The organism is Oerskovia turbata (genome assembly GCF_000718325.1).
GTDB classification, from domain to species: domain Bacteria; phylum Actinomycetota; class Actinomycetes; order Actinomycetales; family Cellulomonadaceae; genus Oerskovia; species Oerskovia turbata.
The window spans coordinates 1-18,095 of record NZ_JOFV01000006.1; the positions used below are offsets into that span (position 1 = coordinate 1).

Annotated in this window: 18 protein-coding genes; 7 read left to right on the forward strand and 11 right to left on the reverse strand. The window is 72.5% G+C overall.

Annotation, left to right across the window (positions count from 1 at the left end):
• A partial coding sequence (locus IE95_RS20365; protein ID WP_157283422.1) for an NAD(P)-binding protein occupies positions 1-172 on the reverse strand: 172 nt, incomplete at its 3' end.
• 136 nt (positions 173-308) lie between these two features.
• Positions 309-1,073, reverse strand: coding sequence for a hypothetical protein (locus tag IE95_RS18740; protein ID WP_036571449.1), 765 nt, complete (start codon positions 1,071-1,073; stop codon positions 309-311).
• A gap of 248 nt (positions 1,074-1,321) precedes the next feature.
• Here IE95_RS18740 and IE95_RS0107335 point away from each other — a divergent pair, with 248 nt between their 5' ends.
• The 4 genes from IE95_RS0107335 to IE95_RS0107350 all read left to right on the forward strand — a co-directional run bounded on the left by IE95_RS0107335 (position 1,322) and on the right by IE95_RS0107350 (position 5,460).
• Positions 1,322-2,299, forward strand: coding sequence for a carbohydrate ABC transporter permease (locus IE95_RS0107335; protein ID WP_030150978.1), 978 nt, complete (start codon positions 1,322-1,324; stop codon positions 2,297-2,299).
• Entirely contained in the window at positions 2,296-3,291 is a 996-nt protein-coding gene (locus IE95_RS0107340; protein WP_084689942.1) for a carbohydrate ABC transporter permease, read from the forward strand. The genes IE95_RS0107335 and IE95_RS0107340 overlap by 4 nt, the downstream gene beginning before the upstream one ends.
• Positions 3,292-3,358: 67 nt before the next feature.
• A complete protein-coding gene (locus IE95_RS0107345; protein WP_051702861.1) occupies positions 3,359-4,726 on the forward strand; it encodes an ABC transporter substrate-binding protein in 1,368 nt (455 codons plus the stop codon).
• On the forward strand, positions 4,723-5,460 hold the full coding sequence (locus tag IE95_RS0107350; RefSeq protein WP_030150981.1) for a glycerophosphodiester phosphodiesterase: 738 nt from the start codon (positions 4,723-4,725) through the stop codon (positions 5,458-5,460). Before IE95_RS0107345 ends, IE95_RS0107350 begins: the two co-directional genes overlap by 4 nt.
• A 146-nt stretch (positions 5,461-5,606) precedes the next feature.
• Here the strand turns inward: IE95_RS0107350 and IE95_RS0107355 are convergent, their stop codons facing one another.
• From IE95_RS0107355 to IE95_RS0107370, 4 genes are all read right to left on the reverse strand, one after another.
• The gene (locus tag IE95_RS0107355; RefSeq protein ID WP_129429504.1) at positions 5,607-6,752 is read right to left on the reverse strand and encodes a VanZ family protein; all 1,146 of its coding nucleotides are present in this window, start codon (positions 6,750-6,752) and stop codon (positions 5,607-5,609) included.
• A gap of 156 nt (positions 6,753-6,908) precedes the next feature.
• Positions 6,909-8,558 (reverse strand): mechanosensitive ion channel family protein, encoded by a 1,650-nt coding sequence (locus IE95_RS21305; protein ID WP_051702863.1) that lies wholly within the window; start codon positions 8,556-8,558, stop codon positions 6,909-6,911.
• A gap of 82 nt (positions 8,559-8,640) precedes the next feature.
• On the reverse strand, positions 8,641-9,237 hold the full coding sequence (locus IE95_RS0107365; protein ID WP_051702864.1) for an antibiotic biosynthesis monooxygenase: 597 nt from the start codon (positions 9,235-9,237) through the stop codon (positions 8,641-8,643).
• 121 nt (positions 9,238-9,358) lie between these two features.
• Positions 9,359-9,718: an iron chaperone gene (locus tag IE95_RS0107370; RefSeq protein WP_030150985.1), complete on the reverse strand. Its 360-nt coding sequence runs from the start codon at positions 9,716-9,718 to the stop codon at positions 9,359-9,361.
• A 198-nt stretch (positions 9,719-9,916) separates the two neighbouring features.
• Here IE95_RS0107370 and IE95_RS0107375 point away from each other — a divergent pair, with 198 nt between their 5' ends.
• The 3 genes from IE95_RS0107375 to IE95_RS19515 all read left to right on the forward strand — a co-directional run bounded on the left by IE95_RS0107375 (position 9,917) and on the right by IE95_RS19515 (position 13,664).
• Positions 9,917-10,408, forward strand: coding sequence for a hypothetical protein (locus IE95_RS0107375; RefSeq protein ID WP_051702865.1), 492 nt, complete (start codon positions 9,917-9,919; stop codon positions 10,406-10,408).
• Positions 10,409-10,446: 38 nt separating this feature from the next.
• Entirely contained in the window at positions 10,447-11,907 is a 1,461-nt protein-coding gene (locus IE95_RS0107380; RefSeq protein WP_051702866.1) for a threonine/serine exporter family protein, read from the forward strand.
• Between the two features lie 419 nt (positions 11,908-12,326).
• Entirely contained in the window at positions 12,327-13,664 is a 1,338-nt protein-coding gene (locus IE95_RS19515; RefSeq protein WP_051702867.1) for a M15 family metallopeptidase, read from the forward strand.
• Between the two features lie 81 nt (positions 13,665-13,745).
• Here the strand turns inward: IE95_RS19515 and IE95_RS0107390 are convergent, their stop codons facing one another.
• Genes IE95_RS0107390 through IE95_RS0107410 form a run of 5 tightly spaced genes read right to left on the reverse strand, consistent with a single transcriptional unit; the run spans position 13,746 to position 18,049 of the window.
• Positions 13,746-14,666 carry a prenyltransferase gene (locus IE95_RS0107390; RefSeq protein WP_036571452.1) on the reverse strand — a complete coding sequence of 307 codons (921 nt, stop codon included), beginning with the start codon at positions 14,664-14,666 and terminating at the stop codon, positions 13,746-13,748.
• Complete coding sequence (locus tag IE95_RS0107395; protein WP_030150990.1) at positions 14,663-14,977, reverse strand: lycopene cyclase domain-containing protein; 315 nt, start codon at positions 14,975-14,977, stop codon at positions 14,663-14,665. Before IE95_RS0107395 ends, IE95_RS0107390 begins: the two co-directional genes overlap by 4 nt.
• A complete protein-coding gene (locus IE95_RS0107400) occupies positions 14,974-15,369 on the reverse strand; it encodes a lycopene cyclase domain-containing protein (protein WP_206053333.1) in 396 nt (131 codons plus the stop codon). The genes IE95_RS0107395 and IE95_RS0107400 overlap by 4 nt, the downstream gene beginning before the upstream one ends.
• Positions 15,366-17,099: a phytoene desaturase family protein gene (gene crtI, locus IE95_RS0107405; protein WP_030150992.1), complete on the reverse strand. Its 1,734-nt coding sequence runs from the start codon at positions 17,097-17,099 to the stop codon at positions 15,366-15,368. Before crtI ends, IE95_RS0107400 begins: the two co-directional genes overlap by 4 nt.
• 17 nt (positions 17,100-17,116) lie before the next feature.
• Positions 17,117-18,049 (reverse strand): phytoene/squalene synthase family protein, encoded by a 933-nt coding sequence (locus tag IE95_RS0107410; protein ID WP_084689943.1) that lies wholly within the window; start codon positions 18,047-18,049, stop codon positions 17,117-17,119.
• Positions 18,050-18,095: the final 46 nt, after the last annotated feature.

Genomic DNA, 18,095 nt, shown 5'->3' on the forward strand with positions numbered 1-18,095 from the left:
TCCGCGGATGATCCGGAGCCACCCCGTACCGCACCAAACCAAACGGCGCAGGAAGACGCTCGAACAAGTCGATACCCACCTCGACACCCGACTTCGACAGAATGTCCGCCGCATAGATCCCCGCAGGACCAGCACCAACAATGGCTACACGCAAAGGACGAGAGCTGCTCACAAGAAAGAACGCCTTCCGGTCGAGGAGGGGAGGTGCGGTCCACGCCGGGGTCGGCAGCCGCACGCTTCGACGGTACGTCCTCAACCAGGGTTGAGGTCAAGATGCACGGTGGAGGCGGCGAGGAGGACCTGGACCATCAGGGCTCGTAGCCCTCGACGAATCCCCGGATCTCCCGGCGCATCACGTCCTCGCCCAAGGGCTCCCGGGTCGACGTCCCGATCGTGAACCCGTAGCCCTCGACCGGGCCGTTCGTCCAGGAGAAGTCGTACACCCCCGGGTCGTGGGGCCTGTCGACGACCGTGAAGGCCTGACCGTCGACCGTCAGGTGCCACACCTGAGGGGCCGTCCGAGGTGCAGCGCCGGCCCGGCTCTGCAACCGCTCGATCCGCGGCCTCAGGAGCGCGTCCATCACCGCCGGGTCCTCCCATGTCTGGACGCTGACGAGCAGCCGGTGCGGACCGAGGTCCCTGTGCCACGCGCCGCCCACGGGAACGAGCTCGACGTCGTAGACCACCGCGACGTCCGGGTCGCCGATCGGCTCAGGGACGTAGCCGTCGGGGAGATCGGCCTCCGAGAAGAAGAAGTTCGGTCGCACCATCTGCTCGTCCCACGCCCGCGCCTCGTCCGCGAGGGCGTCGACCACCGTCGCCAGCCGCTCCGACGCGGGCCTGACGTCGCGCCCGGCGGGCACCTCGGCCAACCGGTCCCACCACTCGCGCCACCCGTCCGCGAGCGCCACGGCCTCGTCGCCCGGCAGGGGCTCGACCGCGATGCGGGGGACGAGCGCCGGGACGTCGTCGGCCACGGGCAGCGCCAGCCGGTCGCGGACGAACAGGGCCACCGTGAAGCCGGTGCCTCGCCCCACGTTGATGTCCCGCAGGTCCTGTTGTTCGTGCGTCATCGCTCACCTCGTCGTCGGGCCCGGCAGGAGCCGGACCGCCCATGCTAGGCCGTCGCCGACGTGCCACGACGTGCGACAGCCCCCGAGCGGCTCCCAGGTGACCGCACGGCATCCCCGATGACCACCCGACGAGGCGTCGATGAACGCCTCGGGAACGTTCGTGGAACAAGGCCGCGGAGGCCGCTTTCCGGTCACTTCGCCCTCCTAGGGTGACGGCGTCCACCCGCTCGTGACTGGAGCCCCACCCCATGACCTCCGTGTCAGCCCCCGTGCGCCCCGCGCCACCCGCACGCCGTCGGACGATCCCCGGACGGGCCCCGACGGCCCGGTCCCGCTTCACGCGGCCGACCCCGCGGGCCCTGCGCACCTGGCTCGCGTTCCTGCTGCTCGCGGGACCCAACGTGGTCCTGCTGCTCGTGTTCGTCTACCGCCCGCTGCTGCAGAGCTTCTACTACTCGACCCTGCAGTGGAACATGGGCTCCCCCACGGCCCGCTCGGTCGGTCTCGGCAACTACGTCGAGTGGTTCCAGGACCCGACGACGGCCGACGTCATGGTCACGACGGGCGTCTTCACGGTCGCGACCGTGGGCGGCTCGCTGGTCCTGGGCCTGGGACTGGCCCTTCTGCTGAACCGACGCCTCAAGGGCCGCGGGTTCGCGCGGACCGTCGCGTTCGCACCCTACGTCCTGTCGGGCGTCGCGGTCGGCATGCTGTGGCTGTTCATCTTCGACCCGCGCTACGGCCTGCTCTCAGCCGGCCTGCGCGCGATCGGGCTCGAGTCCCCCGACTGGTACACGACCTCGCCGTGGGCGCTCGTCATGATCATCGTCGTCTACCTGTGGAAAAACGTCGGGTACGTCGCCCTGATCTTCCTCGCCGGTCTCCAGGCCGTCCCGCAGGAGCTCAAGCAGGCCGCCGCGCTCGACGGCGCGTCCTCGGCCCGCACGTTCCGTTCGATCGTCCTGCCGCTGCTCGCGCCCACGACCTTCTTCCTCACGGTCACGACGCTGCTGAGCTCGCTGCAGTCCTTCGACATCATCCAGGCCATGACGAAGGGCGGGCCGCTCGGCTCGACCACGACCCTCATGTACCAGATCTACGAGGAGGGCTTCGTGACCGGCCGCGCCGGCTACGCCTCGGCCGTCGCGACGATCCTCTTCCTCCTGCTGCTGGTCGTCACGGTCGTCCAGCTGCGCTTCGTCGAGAAGAAGGTGCACTACGCATGAGCGTCCAGAACCCTGTGCGAGAGTCCCCGGCCCCCGCACCCACCCAGCACCCGACCGCGACCTCGGGCGCGTCCCGCGCTCAGCACCCCGGGTCGCCCGTGGACGCACCACCGGCCTCGGGTGGTGCCGGCCACCGCCCGAGCGGCGCCCGGACGCCGGAGCGCACGCGCCGTCGTCGGCCCCTGCACCTGGGCTCGTACGCGACCCTGCTGGTCGCGACCGTCGTCATGGCGCTGCCGCTCGTGTGGATGGTGCTCGCGAGCTTCAAGCGCCCCGACGAGCTGTACTCGATCCCGCTCCAGTGGCTCCCGCAGAACCTCGACCTCGCGAACTACGTCCAGACGACGCAGAGCATCCCCGTCGGGCAGCTGTTCCTCAACAGCGTGGGCCTGACCGTCGTCGGCTCGACGCTCAAGCTGCTGCTCGGCCTGTGCTGCGCCTACGCGCTCGTCTTCCTCGACTTCCCGTTCAAGCGCGCGGTGTTCGTCCTGGTCCTGTTCACGCTGCTCATCCCGCAGCAGATCACGATCATCCCCAACTACACGCTCGTCGCCCAGCTCGGGTGGCTCAACACCTACCAGGGCATCCTCGTGCCGGGCCTGGCGAGCGCGTTCGGGACCTTCCTGTTCCGTCAGCACTTCCTGTCGCTGCCGATCTCGATCCTCGAGGCCGCCGAGCTCGACGGGGCAGGCCACTGGCGCAAGCTGTGGAGGTTCGTCGTGCCGCTCTCCTACCCCACGATCGCGGCCGTCGCGCTCGTGTCCGTGGTCGCCGAGTGGAACGACTACCTGTGGCCGTTCCTCGTGACCGACGACGCCGAGAAGATGACGCTCCCCGTGGGCCTCACTCTCCTGCAGAGCGTCGACGGCATGAACAACTGGGGCGTCCTCATGGCCGCGACCGTGCTCGTGACCCTCCCGATCCTGATCGTCTTCCTGTTCCTCCAGCGCCGGCTCGTCGCCGGGCTCACTGCCGGAGCCGTGACCGGCTGACCTGCCGGTCCTCCCCTGTCCCCCCGGCACCTGCCGGGTCGCTGTTCCCCACCCCAAGGAGCATCACGTGAACCAGCCCCTGCCCGCCCAGTGGACCCCGTCGCGACGCGACGTGCTGCGCCTCGGCGGCCTCGGCGCCCTCGCCCTCACCCTCGCCGCGTGCGCGGGACCGACCGTCGGCGGCGGCACGTCCGCCCCGTCCGCCTCCGCGGGCACCGACTGGTCGACGATCAAGCCCGCCTCGCAGATCACGTGGTGGAGCAACCACCCCGGCGCCTCCAAGGCCATCGAGGAAGAGCTGATCCGCCGCTTCAACGCCAAGCACCCCGACATCGCGGTCAAGCTCGTGACCGCAGGCGCCGGGTACGACGAGGTCGCGCAGCGCTTCCAGGCCGCGTCGTCGTCGAACAACCTGCCCGACCTCGTCATCGCGAGCGACGTGTGGTGGTTCCGCTACTACGTCAACGGCCAGGTCATGCCGCTCGACGACGTGTTCGCGCACCTCGACGTCGACGTCGACGACTACAACCCGACCCTCTACGGCGACTACGCGTACGACGCCAAGCACTGGGCCGTGCCGTACGCGCGCTCGACGCCGCTCTTCTACTACAACAAGGACCTCTGGGCGAAGGCCGGCCTGCCCGACCGCGGACCCGCGACGTGGGCCGAGCTCGCCGAGTGGGCGCCCGCCCTGCGCGCCCAGGTCCCGGCCGACGGCGCGCCTCTGGGCCTCGCGACCGGCACGTCGTGGGCAGCCTGGTGGTTCGAGAACATGCTGTGGGGCCACGGCGGCACGTACAGCGACGAGTTCACGGTCACGCTCGACAGCCCGCAGGCGCTCGCCGCAGGCGACTTCCTGCACGACCTGTTCCACGGCTCCAAGGTCGCGGGCGTCGGGACCGACGCCGGAGCGGATTTCGCGGCGGGCATCTTCGCCTCGACCATCGGGTCCACGGGCAGCCTCACCGGACTGCTCGACGCGGCCACGTTCGAGGTCGGCACGGCCTACCTGCCCGACGGCCCGAACGGCTCGGGGACCCCCACGGGCGGCACGGGCCTGGCCATCCCGGCCTCGCGCACGCCCGAGCAGCAGCTCGCCGCCGCGATGTTCCTCGCCTTCCTCACCGACGCGGACAACACCGCATACTTCTCCCAGAACACCGGGTACATGCCGGTGCGCACGTCCGCGGTCGAGGGAGAGACCATGAGCAGCATCTACGCGGCCACCCCGCAGTTCCGCACGGCCGTCGACCAGCTCGCCGAGAAGTCGCGCTCGCAGGACTGGGTCCGGGTCTTCGTGCCGGGCGGCGACCAGATCCTCACCGACGGGATCGAGCAGATCGTGCTCAAGGGCACGCCCGCCGCCGACGCGTTCGCGTCGATCACGCCGCGCCTCGAGAAGGCGTACCAGGAGAACGTGGAGCCGTACCTGTGACGGGCGCTGTGGCGGTCGTCGCGCACCGCGGGAACTCGTCCGTCGCCCCGCAGAACACGCTCGCGGCGTTCGAGGCCGCGTGGCGCGCGGGAGCCGACAGCATCGAGCTCGACGTGCAGCTCACCGCGGACGGCGAGGTCGTCGTGATCCACGACGACACGCTCGACGCGACGACGGACGGTCGCGGCCGCGTCGACGCGCACACCCTCGCAGAGGTCCGTACCGTCGACGCGGGCTCGTGGTTCGCCCCCGCCTACGCCGGGCAGCAGGTCCCGACGTTCACGGAGCTCGTGGACTTCCTCGTGACGCACCCCGGCATCGACCTGCTGCTGGAGATCAAGGGCGACTGGGGGCCCGACGACGTCCGCAAGGTCACCGAGCCCGTCCAGCGCGCCGGGCTCACGGGCCGCGTGATCGGGCAGAGCTTCTGGCCCTCGACGGTCGCAGCCCTCGCGAAGGTGGCCCCGGACCTGCGCCGCGGGCTGCTGGTCGGCGAGCTCCCCGACGACCTGCTCGCGACGTGCGCCGAGCTGGGCGTCATGACGTGCAACCCCGCAGGGCACCTGCTCGTCGAACGGCCCGGCCTGGTCGACGAGCTGCACGCCGCCGGGCTCGAGGTCATGGTGTGGACCCTGAACGAGCCCGAGCAGTGGACGCTGGCCCTCGTGGCAGGCGTCGACGCGATCATCACCGACCGGCCCGATCAGCTGCGGGGGTGGCTCGCAGGACGCTGATCCTGGCCCGGCCCCGCGGCCCGGCCCGCGGCCCGCGCGGCCGCCCGGCCGCCCGCGCCGAGAAGTGAGCAGATGCCCCCGGATCGCGCGATCCGGGAGTAACTACTCACTTCTCGGCGTGCTCGTCCTGGCCCGGGCGCGAGCAGTCAGCCCCGAGCGTCGACCATCCGGGCACCCGACACGACCCCCGACACCCCGCGCCGGTCGCGCGTGAGCAGGACCGAGACGACCGCCACGAAGGCGACGAGCGCACCGAGGGGCGCGGCGACGTCGGGCAGAAGACCACCACCCGGGACCTCCGCCACCACCAGGCACACCCCCCAGAGCCCGCCCGACGCGAAGCCGCGCACCACCCGACGCACCGTGGTCCCGCGGCCGAGGCCACCCGCACCGACCGGGCCCTCGGCGACGTCCGCCGTCCAGCGAGGCTCGAGCCACAACGCCCGCTGCCCCCACGACGCCCCGCTCCCCAGGAACGGCGGCACGAACAGGACCAGGACCACCGGCACGAACGATCCGAGCACGACGTCGACCGCCCCCGCCTCGGCCGGGACGTCCTGCCCCGACGCGACGAGCACCACCCGGTAGAACAGGACCAGCACCATCCCCGTCACCGACACCAGGAACGCGTCGATCGCCATGCCCAGCCACCGCCGCCACACCGTGACCGGGCGCGGCACGCCCCGCTCCGTCGCGAGGTCGGTCGAGCGCGGCATCCACCGCAGGACCACCGGCGCGATCAGCGCGCCGACCAACCCGCCCAGGGTGTTCGTCAGGAGGTCGTCGACGTCGGCCAGCCGGTACGAGCACGGGACGAGACCGAAGATCCCCGTGCCCTGCGTCGTCTCGATGAGCAGCGACGCCGCGAACGCGGAGAGCACCGTGAGCGGCAGGCGCCACCCGAAGAAGCGCCGCACCAGCACGCCCCACGGGACGAACAGCACCACGTTGAACACCGTCTGGAGCACGGCAGGGCTGCGCAGGCGCGCCGCGGCGCTCATGCCGGCGGTGTCCCGGCGGACGTCCTCGACGAACTGGAACGGGTTCAGCTGCGGGCCCGAGAACCCGTGCTGCGCGCACCACTGCGCGAGGTCTCCCGAGGGCAGCGGCAGCAGCGTGTACGCCACGAGCGCGACACCGTAGACCGCGACCGCCGCCGACCCCAGCAGGCGCAGCCAGCTCAGCCGCCCGTACCGGCGGTACTGCCAGACCACGATCGGCAGCAGGAACATCACGAAGACGACGACTCCGCCGATCACGCCCACGTACGCGGGCCAGGTCCACCTGCTCACGACGAGACCCTAACCAGCGGCGCCCTGCGCGGCGCGGTGGACCCGGGTCGTGTGCGTCACCCTCGACGGGTGAGGGCGTCACCCTCGACGGGTGAGGGCGTCACCCTCGGCAGGTGAGGGCGTCACCGTCGACGGGTGGGGGCGTCACCCTCGGTGTCAGGCGTCGCCGTCGTGACCGGCATCGCCCTGCGACTCCCCGCGCCCCAGGTCGCGGTCGCCGGGGCGGTCACGGTCGGCGGTGCGGCGCACCGCGTCCTGGTCCTGCTCCCGCTCGTCGGCGTCGTCCTGCGACGCCGCTGCATCGCGCTCGTCCTCGACCCGGTTCCGCTCGGCCGTCTCCTCACGCTCGTCGATGACCTCCTGACCCGGGCCGGCGAAGGCCTGCGCACGCTCGACCCCCTCGGCCGTGCCGCTGAAGAAGGCCGACTCGGACGCGCCGCCAGGCAGGTCCTCGGGTCCGATCTCCCCCGTGTCGCCCGCGCCCGGCGCGCCCGCGAGCGCCGCCTCGACCGGTGACATGACCCGGGTCTCGACGACGTCCTGCGGGGCGCTGACCGTCCCGATCACCCGCGTCTGGTCGCGTACCGACACGCGGCGCGTCGCCTGACGGGTCGACAGGGGCGGCTGGCCCGGGATGCCCGGCCCCACGGGGATCGAGGGCGGGAGCTGGACCTCGGGTTCGGGGATCGCGGGCTGTGCCGCCGCACCGTCGGCCTGTGAGCGGCCGGGCGCGACGTCGGGCTCCTCGCTGATGCGCCCCTCCTCGACGCCTTCGAAGCGCGTGCGTGGCAGCGAGTCGGAGCTCGACCGCTGGAGCCACTCGACGAGCCCCTCGCGCACGAAGCACCGCAGGTCGAACAGCGTCGGGGCGTCGCGCGCGCTCACGAGCGCGCGCACCCGGACGACGCCGTTGATCGCGTCGGTCACCTGCAGGATGCCGACGCGCTGGTCCCAGAGGTCGGTGTGCGCGAGGAGCCGCTTGAGCTCGGCGCGCATGGCGCCGAACGGCACCCGGAAGTCCAGGTCGAGCTCGACCGTGCCGAGCAGGTCCGCGGCCCGTCGCGTCCAGTTCTGGAAGGGGGTCGTCGTGAAGTACGTGCACGGCATGATGAGGCGCCGGTCGTCCCACAGGTGCACCACGACGTACGTCATGGTGATCTCCTCGATCCGCCCCCACTCGCCCTCGAGGACCACGACGTCGTCGACCCGGATGCCGTCCGTGAACGCGATCTGCATGCCCGCGAACACGTTCGCGAGGGACGTCTGGGCCGCGAGGCCCGCGACGATCGAGATGACACCGGCTGACGCGAGGATGCTCGCGCCCGCGGCGCGCGCCGCAGGGAACGTCAGCAGGACCGCCGCGATCGCGCAGACCACGATGATCGCGACGGTCAGCCGCCGCACCACGATGATCTGCGTGCGGATGCGCCGCGCGTGCCGGTTGTCGACCACGTCGACCCGGAAGCGCTTGAGCGCACTGTCCTCCAGGACGAACGCGAGCGCTCCCACCCACCATGCACCTGCCGCGATGAGCGCGATCAGGAGGGCGTGCTCGACCGCTGGGCGCCAGCTCACCGACGGGTCGGTCGTGACCCGCACCGCGATCCACACCGCGACGACCATGAGCACCGCACGGTCCGGGCGGCGCAGCCGCTTCGAGATGCCCCGTGCGAGCTCGCTGCGCCGCCCGAGGCGGTTCACGACCGCCGAGAGGATCGTGCCCAGCACGAACGCGACCACCAGCGCTCCCGCGACGGCGGCCAGGGTCAGTGCGACATCTGTCGCGTTCTCGATCTCGTCGTCCATCCGTCCACGCTATGGCCGGGCGCTGGGCGGCGCCCGGACAGGGCGGGAATGAGACGGTCCTCACAGGCCGGGCAGGCGTGCCTCAGCGTGCGAGCCACGGTGCCAGACGGCGGGTCACCCACGGCAGGACGGCGTAGGTCATGATCGGGGTCAGGACGAGCGTCGTCACGAGGACCCTCGGGACGACGGGCAGCTCGCCGAAGCTCGGGACCGCCCATGACACGAGCAGCGTGAACGCCAGGTTCACGGGGAAGAACCCGAGCCAGATGCTCACCGACTGCTTCCACCGGGCCGGCGCACGCTCGGCGCCGAGCTGCGGCTCCTCGACGCGGGCAGGGACGTCGAACCACCCCTCGATGCCCGTCCTGCGCTCGACGCGCTGGTCCTCCACGAGCCCCTGCCCCTCCTGGAGCCACGCGACCCGCTCGGGCGAGGAGTCCCACGCGTCGAGCGTCGCCTCGTCGGCGAAGCGGTAGAGCATGTGCCAGTCGTGCGAGTCCTTCGCGGCGCGCACCCAGCCCGACCCGAGGAACCCCGGGTACGTGTTGGCCATGTTGACGCCGGTCTGGACCCAGCGCGTCGCGTCCGGGACCAGGTCGGGGTGGATGCGGCGGTGGATGGAGACGGTGACGGGTCGGTCCGGGGATCGCCCGGCCGTGCCCGTGGAAGGAACGGTCATGAGGGCGAGTACACGACGCCGACGTTTCCGGGGTGTGACGACCCGGCCGTCGTGGGACGGCGCGTCCCGACAGGTGGGCGCCCGCCGGGCCGCGCCCAGCGTCCTCCGGAGCGACGGCTCGCTACGCCGAGGCCCCGTGCTGGTCGAGCAGGTGCCGCGAGACCGTCTCGATCACGCCGTACGGGATCGGCTCGGACAGCATGAACTTGAGCGTCCCCTTCGAGGCCCGGTACGGGGCGACGAGGCGCTCGAAGTCCACGTCGCCGTCGGGCACGGGGTACAGGCTCACGTGGTGCTTCCACCCCGCGAAGTACACGACGACCCGGCCACCGACCGTCACCGCCGGGATCTGGTAGCTGATCTTCTCGCCGGCGTCGGGCACGACCCGGTGGATCGTCCGGCGCATCTCCTGCAGGACCGCCTGGGTCTCGGGCGGGAACGAACCGATGTAGTCGTCGACGGTCGCGAACGTCCCGGTCATGCCGGCCTCCCCGTGCTCGGGCCCCGCGGGCTGCGGGAGTCCTTCCCCTACTGTCTCGCGCGAGCGGGTGAAGGGCCTGCGGAGCGTCACCGTCGGCGGTGCCGGGCGTCACCGCCGACGGCCTCGGCGGTCACCCTCGGCGGACCGGGGCGTCACCCTCGGCGCGCCCGGGCGGGCCGACCCGACCATACTGGCGAGATGATCTCCTGGGACCTGGCACTCGCCCTGCGCGAGGCGGGAGTGCGCTGGCACCCCGAGTCCGGCGACCGCTTCCGGCTCCTCGGCACGGGTCCCACGGGCGACCTCTTCACCGTCAGCGACATGACGATCGAACCGCACGAGTTCGACACCGGCGTGATCCTCGGCTTCAACGGGACCACCGAGTGGGCGCTCGACTCCGTGGCGCTCGAGGACGCGCTGTGGCACCCGCTCGAACCCCAGCTCCGTACCCTGCTCGGCGGCACCTTCCGCTGGCTCCAGCGCTTCGTCGAGGACGACGACCACCCCGCCTACCTCGTCGAGATCGAGCTCGGCGGACGCCCGCTCACCTTCCGCGGCCACGACCCCGCCGACGCCTACGCCGAGGCCCTGCTGCACCTGGTCGCGGCGTCGACAGGACCGGCGGACGCGTCACCCGGCTCCTCCGACGCCGGGACCGACCCTGCCGGTGGACGCGGGGTGGCGAGCTGAACGCCGCGGGTCCGCCCACGGACGCACCACCCGAGCAGGTGACGACTCCCGACGGCGCCCCCGCGGCCGCCCTCCGCGACATCCCGCCGGACACGACGGGGACCGGTTCCTCCCCGGCCGACACCCCCCAGACGGCTGAGAGGTCCGAGACGGCCCCCGGTTCCAGGCGCCGGCCACGGTTCCCCGTGCTGTCCGGGATCCGTCGCGCCCCCTCGACCCTCCGCCGGGTCCTCCAGGCGCTCGGCAATGAGGCGACGCCCGACGACGAGCCCGACGTCCCGGAGATCTCCCCGGACCTCGTCCCGCTGCTGCGCACGCTCGGCCGGGCGATGCTCGACTCGGGGCAGTCGGTCAACGACGCGCAGGACGTGCTCAAGCAGGTCGCCGACCTGCACGGGGCGCACACCGTGCAGACCCTCGTCCTGCCGACGTGCGTCTTCATCCGCGTCCAGACCGCGTCCGGCGTCGTCACGGACTTCACCGACGCCGCGGGCAGCGGGCTCGACCTGGACCAGATCGGCGCGCTCTACGCCGTGATCCGCAAGCTGCGCAACCAGACGATCGACCTCGCCGACGCGCGGGCCGAGCTGCGTGTGATCCGGAGCCGCCCGCCCAGGTTCGGCGCCGTGCTCACGGTCGTCGGGCACGCGATCCTGACGCTGGGCTTCGGCCTGATCCTCAACCCGACCCTGGACCTGCTGCCCGTCTTCGTGGTCCTGGGGCTCGGCGTCGGGCTCCTGCGGTGGCTCGCCGCGCGCTGGCCCACGCTCAGCACGGCCCTGCCCGTCGTCGCGTCCTTCCTCGTGACGGTCCTGGCGATCCAGGTGGTGCAGCCCTGGCTCGGCGACAGCCCGCTGCAGGTCCTGGTCCCGCCGCTCATCAGCTTCCTGCCGGGGTCCGTCCTGACCGTGGCCGCGATCGAGCTCACGAGCAACCAGATCGTCTCGGGCGCGAGCCGTCTCCTCTACGGGATCGCCCAGCTCCTGCTCCTCGTGTTCGGCGTCGTGGCCGGCGCGGCGGTCGCGGGCGACCTGATCGCCGGGCACGGGGGCGAACGGATGGGGTGGTGGGCCCCGTGGGTCGGGGTCGTGCTCGTGGGCGTCGGGCAGATGCTCTTCGCCTCGACCCCGCGCCGGAGCCTGCCCTGGGTGCTCGTGGTCCTGTTCGCGGCCTACGCGGCCCAGCTCGTGGGGTCCTACGTCGCCCCGGAGATCTCGGGCTTCTTCGGTGCTCTCGTGATCGTGCCGCTCGCGACCCTCGTCGAACGGACCCGCACCGGCCCGCCGGCGATCATCACGACGCTCCCGGCCTTCTGGCTCCTGGTGCCGGGCGCCCTGAGCTTCCTGGGCCTCTCGGAGCTCGTGGCGGGCAGTGCGGGCTCGGTGTCGGACATCGCCAACGCCGTCGTCGCCGTCTTCGCGATCGCGTTGGGCATGCTCGTGGGTACGGCGCTGACTCGCGACGCGAGACGCGTCGGTCGTACCTTCTTCACCGAATAGGCTCGGACCCGGCACACCATCGCCAGCGGATCCTTGCTCTGCGGGGCCAGAGCACTCACAAACGTAGTTGAAGATGGAACGAGTCGGCAGGCACCGAGGACCGCCCTCGCATCCCATCTGCCGGCGCACGCGGCTCCCACGTCATCCGGACGCGCCGCGACTCAGGCCGCTGAGGCTCCAAGAACGATTCCCGTCACCACGACGGCACGGTACGGCGTCGAGCTCCCGCTCGACCGCCGCAGTGCGCACGTGGTCCCGGCCTCGGCCCGACGAACGGAACATCGGAACACCGTGACACCTGCACTGCTCAGTTCTGCCGCGCCCACAGCGCGCCGCCCGCTCCCGGGCACGGACGACCGCACGACCACACTCCTCGGCGCAGCCGACCAGCCGGGACCCGGCACGAGAGGGGGTCGCTGATGGGGAAGCACTCCCAGCGCCGCTTCGCCGCGACCCTCCCCGGACGCTCCGTGCGCCGACGATCCCCCTTCGCGGTCGCGGCAGCCCTAGCCGCGGTCGCCGTGACCACCACCGCCGGCGCCGCCAGCCTCGTCACCACCCCCACCACCGCCCAGGTCGCCGCGGCGAGCACCACCGGTACGGCGGCCTCGACGGTCACCAGCATCGCCGGGGCGAGCGCCTCGACCCCTGAGGAGCAGGCTGCCCTCGAGGCGGCGAGCACCGAGCTGGTGCGCGCCGAGTACCTGGCGAGCGAGGGCACGTCCTCCCTGGCCCCCGAGCAGCTGGCCCAGATCACCGCGACCCGTGACCAGCTCCGCCAGCTCCTCAGCGCCGCGACCACGAGCACGTCGGAGAACGGCGGCGAGACCGGCCGCGGTGCGACGACCTCGCCCACCGACGTGCCCACCGGCACGGTGGCCGACCCGTCGCTCGACGCCGGTGGGCTGGCCCCCGGACCGACGCTCGAGGCCTCCGGGGCGGATGCCGCCCTCGACGGTCGCGACACGTTCCGCGCGAGCCGCGCCGGCACCGAGGGGCGCGAGTCCCTCAGCGCCGACACCGCCACCACGATGCCCGAGACCGCGACCGCCGACCCGGCCGACCCGGCCGACCCGGCCGACGCTGCCGACGCTGCCGATGCGCCGGCCGAGCCCGCTGCGGCGGACGCCGACCCGGCGACCGTCGAGGAAGACCCGTCCGGCCAGGCACAGGTCGCCCCGACGATCGAGGAGATCGGAGCGGCGACCGAGGCCCTGCGCACGCTCCTCGACGCGACGACCGTGACGGTCTCGGTCGAGCCGGGACCGCCGACGGCCGAGGAGGTCGCCGCCCAGCAGGCCGCAGAGCGTGAGGCCATGGCCGCCCAGCTCGCGGCGTGGGCGAACAGCACCGCGGGATACTCGAACGGCAACATCCCGACCGAGATCCTGTGCTCGCCGAGCTTCGCGCCCGGTCACTTCGTGCGCTGCGACGGGGTCTACCACCTCGAGCAGCTCAACACGGCCTACCGTGCCGCGTTCGGGACGGACATCTCGGTGACCTCGTCCTACCGCTCGTACGCCTCACAGGTCTCCGTCAAGGCGTCGAAGGGCAGCCTCGCGGCTCCCCCCGGTACCTCGAACCACGGCATGGGCCAGGCGCTCGACCTGGGCGGCGGCATCAACCAGTTCGGCACCGCCCAGTACAGCTGGATGCGGGAGAACGCTCCGGCGTACGGCTGGGACAACCCGACCTGGGCGCGCCCGGGCGGGGCGAACCCCGAGGCCTGGCACTGGGAGTTCGGCACCACGTACTGACCTGACTGCCAGGGACGTCCGAGGCGCCACGACGGCCGCCGACCCGCGCGGGTCGGCGGCCGTCGTCGTGCCCGGGACCGTTCAGCCCCAGGTGGCGGCGATGAGCAGCATCGTCACGAGGAACCCTGTCACCAGGTTGAGCCAGAGGAAGCGACGCCAGCCCGCGTTCGCCCGTTCGCAGTCCTCGTCCTGCACAGACCAGGACGCGGCGACGTTGGCGAGGTACGGGAGCGGGAGCAGTGCCGCCAGCCATCCCGGCCAGGGGAGCAGCGCGAGCAGCACCGCGGCGACGAGGTAGGCGCAGGCCGCGACCACGACGGTCCGGTGCGCCCCGATCACGGTCGCGACCGAGCCGATGCCGCCCTCCCGGTCGGCCCGCACGTCCTGGACCGCGCCGAACGCGTGCGACGCGGCTCCCCACAGCACGAACGCGACCAGCACGGGCCACACGCTGGGGGCGCCGAGGTCGGTCCCGACGAGCACGAGTGCGTACAGCAACGGCCCGACGAAGTGCATGGCGGACGTGAACGAGTCGAGGAACGGCCGCTCCTTGAAGCGCAGCACGGGCGCCGAGTAGGCGACGACGAGGAAGACCACGACGGCGAGCGTCAGGTTCGCGGCCACGTCGCCCTGGACCAGCAGCCACGCGAGGAACGGGACGTTCGTCACGGCACACGCCCACAGGATGCGCCTGTGGGTCACGCGCGCCGTGGCAGGGTCCGCGAGCGCGCCCTCGATCCCGCCCTTGCGCGGGTTCCGCAGGTCGGACTCGTAGTCGAACACGTCGTTGATCCCGTACATGAGCAGGTTGTAGGGGATCAGGAAGTAGAGCGTCCCGACGACGAGCGCGGCGTCGATGCGGCCACCGGTCGCGACGAGGTAGCCGGCCGCGAAGGGGTAGGCGGTGTTGATCCAGGAGAAGGGCCGCGAGGCCGCGACGATCTCCCGGAGCGCGACGAGTGGCCCCGGTGCAGCCCCCGGCTCGACCGCGAGCCCCGTCATGACTGCCCTCCCGCGTGCCGTCGTCGCCGACCGTCCCCGACCCAGGTCCAGACTGCGGGCAGCAGCAGCACCGCGGCCAGCGGGTAGGCGAAGTCCTCGAGCGGCGCCCCGGCGAGGTAGATCCCGAGGATCTTGTCCGGGGCGTACGTGTAGAGCCCGACCGCGATCATGATCGTGTCGAACACGAGCGTCAGGACCACCATGACCGCGGCCGTCCACAGGAGCGGGCCGGCCCGGTGGCGCCGGAGCGTCCATCCGGTGACGGCGGCGACGAGCGCCAGGACCACGAGGTTCAGGACGATGTTGGTCATGCGCCGGTTCCCGTCGTCGGACGGTCCGAGGCCCTGGCGGGCAGGTCTCTGGGGTCGTCGGCCGCCCGTCCCGGCCTCCTCGCGCGCACGCGCAGGTCGAGGAACCGCCAGACGAGCAGGGTGTTGTAGCAGAGCAGCGTGAGGAACACGGCCTCCTCGACGGGCAGCTCAGGGGCGAGCTGGAGCCCGGTCATGTGCGGCGAGTCGCCGCGCGCGAAGATCTTCAGCGCGAGCCCGGCGACGTCCCACGCGAGGAAGAACAGCACGCCGACCACGAGCGTGATCGCGGTCCGGGCGGGGTCTGCCCAGAACGCGAGGCGGAACCGGCGGTCGAGCACGGCGAGCCCGCCGAGCGAGACGAGGAGCGCCGCGAGGTACGCGAACCCGATCACGAGACGCCACCTCGCAGGCGCTCGGGGCGACGGCTCGCGGCGAGGAAGCCCGGGCGCAGCGGCGTCGGGAGCGGCCGGGACGAGGTCTCTCCGAGGAGTCGCTTGGCGACGAGCTCGGCGCTGATGAGGCACATCGGCAGACCGACGCCGGGGGCCGTGCCCGCGCCCGTGTAGTAGAGGTTGGCGACCTTGCGCGACGCGCCCGGGGGGCGGAACATCGCGCTCTGCGCGAGCGTGTGCTCCATCCCCAGGGCCGTCCCGCGCCAGGACGAGAACTCGGTCGCGAAGTGCGCGGGCCCGAGGACCCGCCTCGTCACGACGCGCTCGCGCAGGTCGTCGATCCCGGCCCAGGCGCCGACCTGGTCGAGGTAGCCGTCGGCGAGCCGTTCGAGGTCGGCCTGCGACGCGACGGAGCCGCCGAGCGCGGGGTCGGCGGGGAAGGGGACGAGGACGAACAGGTTCTCGTGGCCGGGCGGGGCCGCGGGGTGGTCGATGGTCGCGTCGTCGGTGGCCGAGGTCCGTGAGACGTAGAGCGATGCGGGGGTCGGGACCCGCAACGAGTCGACGGGGCTGTTGGCGGCGTCCCCCAGGACGTCCGCGAAGTTGCCCCGCCAGTCCTCGGTGAAGAAGAGCGAGTGGTGGGCGAGCTCGGGCAGCTCGCCCCGCACGCCCGCGAGGATCAGCAGTGCCGAGATGCCGGGCCCGCGGTCGTCCCACGCGGGCGCGGGGAGGTCGGCGTAGGCCGGGGGCAGGAGTGCGGTCTGCGTGTGGTGCAGGTCGGCACCGGACACGACGACGTCCGCGGGCACGACCTCGCCCGTGCTCAGCCGCACCCCGGTGGCGACGCCTCGCGTGCGTCGCCGGGACCGGCCGGCCCGCGCGCGGGGTGCGGCCCCGCCGTCGGGCACGGGCGCGGCAGGTGCGATCTCGATCCCGACGACGTCGCTCCCCGTGCGGATCGTCACGCCCTCGGCGCGGGCCAGCTTCTCCATGGCCTCGACGATGGTGTACATCCCGCCGCGCGGAAAACGTACGCCCTCGACGAGGTCGAGGTGGCTCATGAGCGAGTACAGCGCGGGCACCCTGTAGGGCGAGGAGCCGAGGAAGACCGCGTGATAGCCGAGGACCTGGCGCAGGCGCGGGTCGCGCACGCGGCGTTCGACGCGGTCCGAGAGAGAGCGCCCCAGCAGGGCCGCGAGGCGCGGCAGCCGTCGCAGGACGTCACGCCCGATCGCCCGGTCGGGGCGCTCGAACGTCGTGTAGAGGAAGTGGTCCAGGGCGAGACGGTAGGCCTCGCCCGATTCCTCGGCGTAGGCCCGCATCCGTTCGCCGTCGCCCGGGGAGAGCGCGTCGAAGCGCGCCCAGTTGGTCTCCTGGTCCCGAGTGACGTCGAGGACGGTACCGGCCGGGGCGAGGTGCGTGGCGCCGTCGTGCTGCTCGGACGACGGTGGCCGCTCGAAGAAGACACGGTACGACGGGTCGAGCGGGACGAGGTCGAGGTGGTCCTCGACGCGCTCGCCGAGGAGCGCGAACCAGTGCTCGAAGACCTCGGGCATGAAGTACCAGGACGGTCCTGTGTCGAAGCGGAACCCGTCGAGGTCGAACGTCCCGGCCCGCCCCCCGACCCGCTCGTGGCGTTCGAGCAGCGTGACCCGCGCGCCGCCCCGGGCCAGGAGCGCGGCCGTCGCGAGTCCGCCGACACCACCGCCCACGACCACGACGTGCGGCATGTCGGGCGGGGCGTCGTTCACAGGGCTCCTCGGGGATCGGCGAACCGGGCAGAGCGCGGGGGCACGGCAGGCACGTCGCGCCGCAGCGACTCGCGCGCCACGGCACGGGCGGCGACGACGAGCTTGACCGGGTCCGGGACGCGCACGCGTGCGCGAAGCAGGGCCGCGGGCGGCGTCGAGGCGAGTCGGCCGAGCAGGGAGTCGTAGAGCGCGAGCGTCGCGGCGACCGCCATCCGGGCCCGCCGCGGGAGCGACGGGAGCGCGGCACGCGCGGCGTCGAGGTCGCTGCCGATCTCGGCGAGGATCGCGTCGACGTCCTCCTGCGTGAGGTCCGCAGGCGTGATCCCGGGGAAGTAGCTGCGCCCCAGCTCCTCGTGGTCCGTGCGCAGGTCGCGCAGGAAGTTGATCTTCTGGAACGCCGCGCCGAGCCCTTGCGCACCACGCTGCACGGCCGCGTCGGCGCGGACGACAGGCTCCCCGGGGCGGCGGTCTGCGTTGAGGAACACCGCGAGGCACATGAGTCCCACGACCTCGGCCGAGCCGTGGACGTACTGCTCGTAGCTGGCCTTGTCGTGCACCTGGACCGTGAGGTCCATGCGCATCGAGGCGAAGAACGGGTCGATCTCCGCGTGGCCGATGCCCGTGCGCCGGGCCGTGCGCGCGAACGAGTGGACGACGAGGTTGGTCGAGTAGCCGCTCGCGAGCGCGCGGGCGGTCTCCTCCTCGAGGCCCGTCAGGAGCGCGTCGGCGCCCTCGCCCCGGCGGGTGTCGACGACCTCGTCGGCCACCCGGACCAGGCCGTAGACCGCGTCGATGTCGCGCCGCGCGACACTCCCCAGGAGCCGGGACCCGAGGCCGAAGGACGTCGAGTACCCGGTCAGGACCGCGCGGCTCGCGCGGGCGGCTGTGCGGTCGTACAGCATCTGCGACACGTGGACCTCCCCCTTCATGGTCTCGGATGCTCGGCCTCCCGGCATCCCAGGCGTTCCGGGCATG

Bases quoted from the DNA above. Each gene is read 5' to 3' on its own strand.
- IE95_RS18740 (WP_036571449.1), bottom strand. From the start codon at position 1,073: ATGACGCACGAACAACAGGACCTGCGGGACATCAACGTGGGGCGAGGC.
- IE95_RS0107335 (WP_030150978.1), top strand. From the start codon at position 1,322: ATGACCTCCGTGTCAGCCCCCGTGCGCCCCGCGCCACCCGCACGCCGT.
- IE95_RS0107340 (WP_084689942.1), top strand. From the start codon at position 2,296: ATGAGCGTCCAGAACCCTGTGCGAGAGTCCCCGGCCCCCGCACCCACC.
- IE95_RS21305 (WP_051702863.1), bottom strand. From the start codon at position 8,558: ATGGACGACGAGATCGAGAACGCGACAGATGTCGCACTGACCCTGGCC.
- IE95_RS0107365 (WP_051702864.1), bottom strand. From the start codon at position 9,237: ATGACCGTTCCTTCCACGGGCACGGCCGGGCGATCCCCGGACCGACCC.
- IE95_RS0107370 (WP_030150985.1), bottom strand. From the start codon at position 9,718: ATGACCGGGACGTTCGCGACCGTCGACGACTACATCGGTTCGTTCCCG.
- IE95_RS0107375 (WP_051702865.1), top strand. From the start codon at position 9,917: ATGATCTCCTGGGACCTGGCACTCGCCCTGCGCGAGGCGGGAGTGCGC.
- IE95_RS19515 (WP_051702867.1), top strand. From the start codon at position 12,327: ATGGGGAAGCACTCCCAGCGCCGCTTCGCCGCGACCCTCCCCGGACGC.
- IE95_RS0107390 (WP_036571452.1), bottom strand. From the start codon at position 14,666: ATGACGGGGCTCGCGGTCGAGCCGGGGGCTGCACCGGGGCCACTCGTC.
- IE95_RS0107395 (WP_030150990.1), bottom strand. From the start codon at position 14,977: ATGACCAACATCGTCCTGAACCTCGTGGTCCTGGCGCTCGTCGCCGCC.
- crtI (WP_030150992.1), bottom strand. From the start codon at position 17,099: ATGCCGCACGTCGTGGTCGTGGGCGGTGGTGTCGGCGGACTCGCGACG.
- IE95_RS0107410 (WP_084689943.1), bottom strand. From the start codon at position 18,049: ATGAAGGGGGAGGTCCACGTGTCGCAGATGCTGTACGACCGCACAGCC.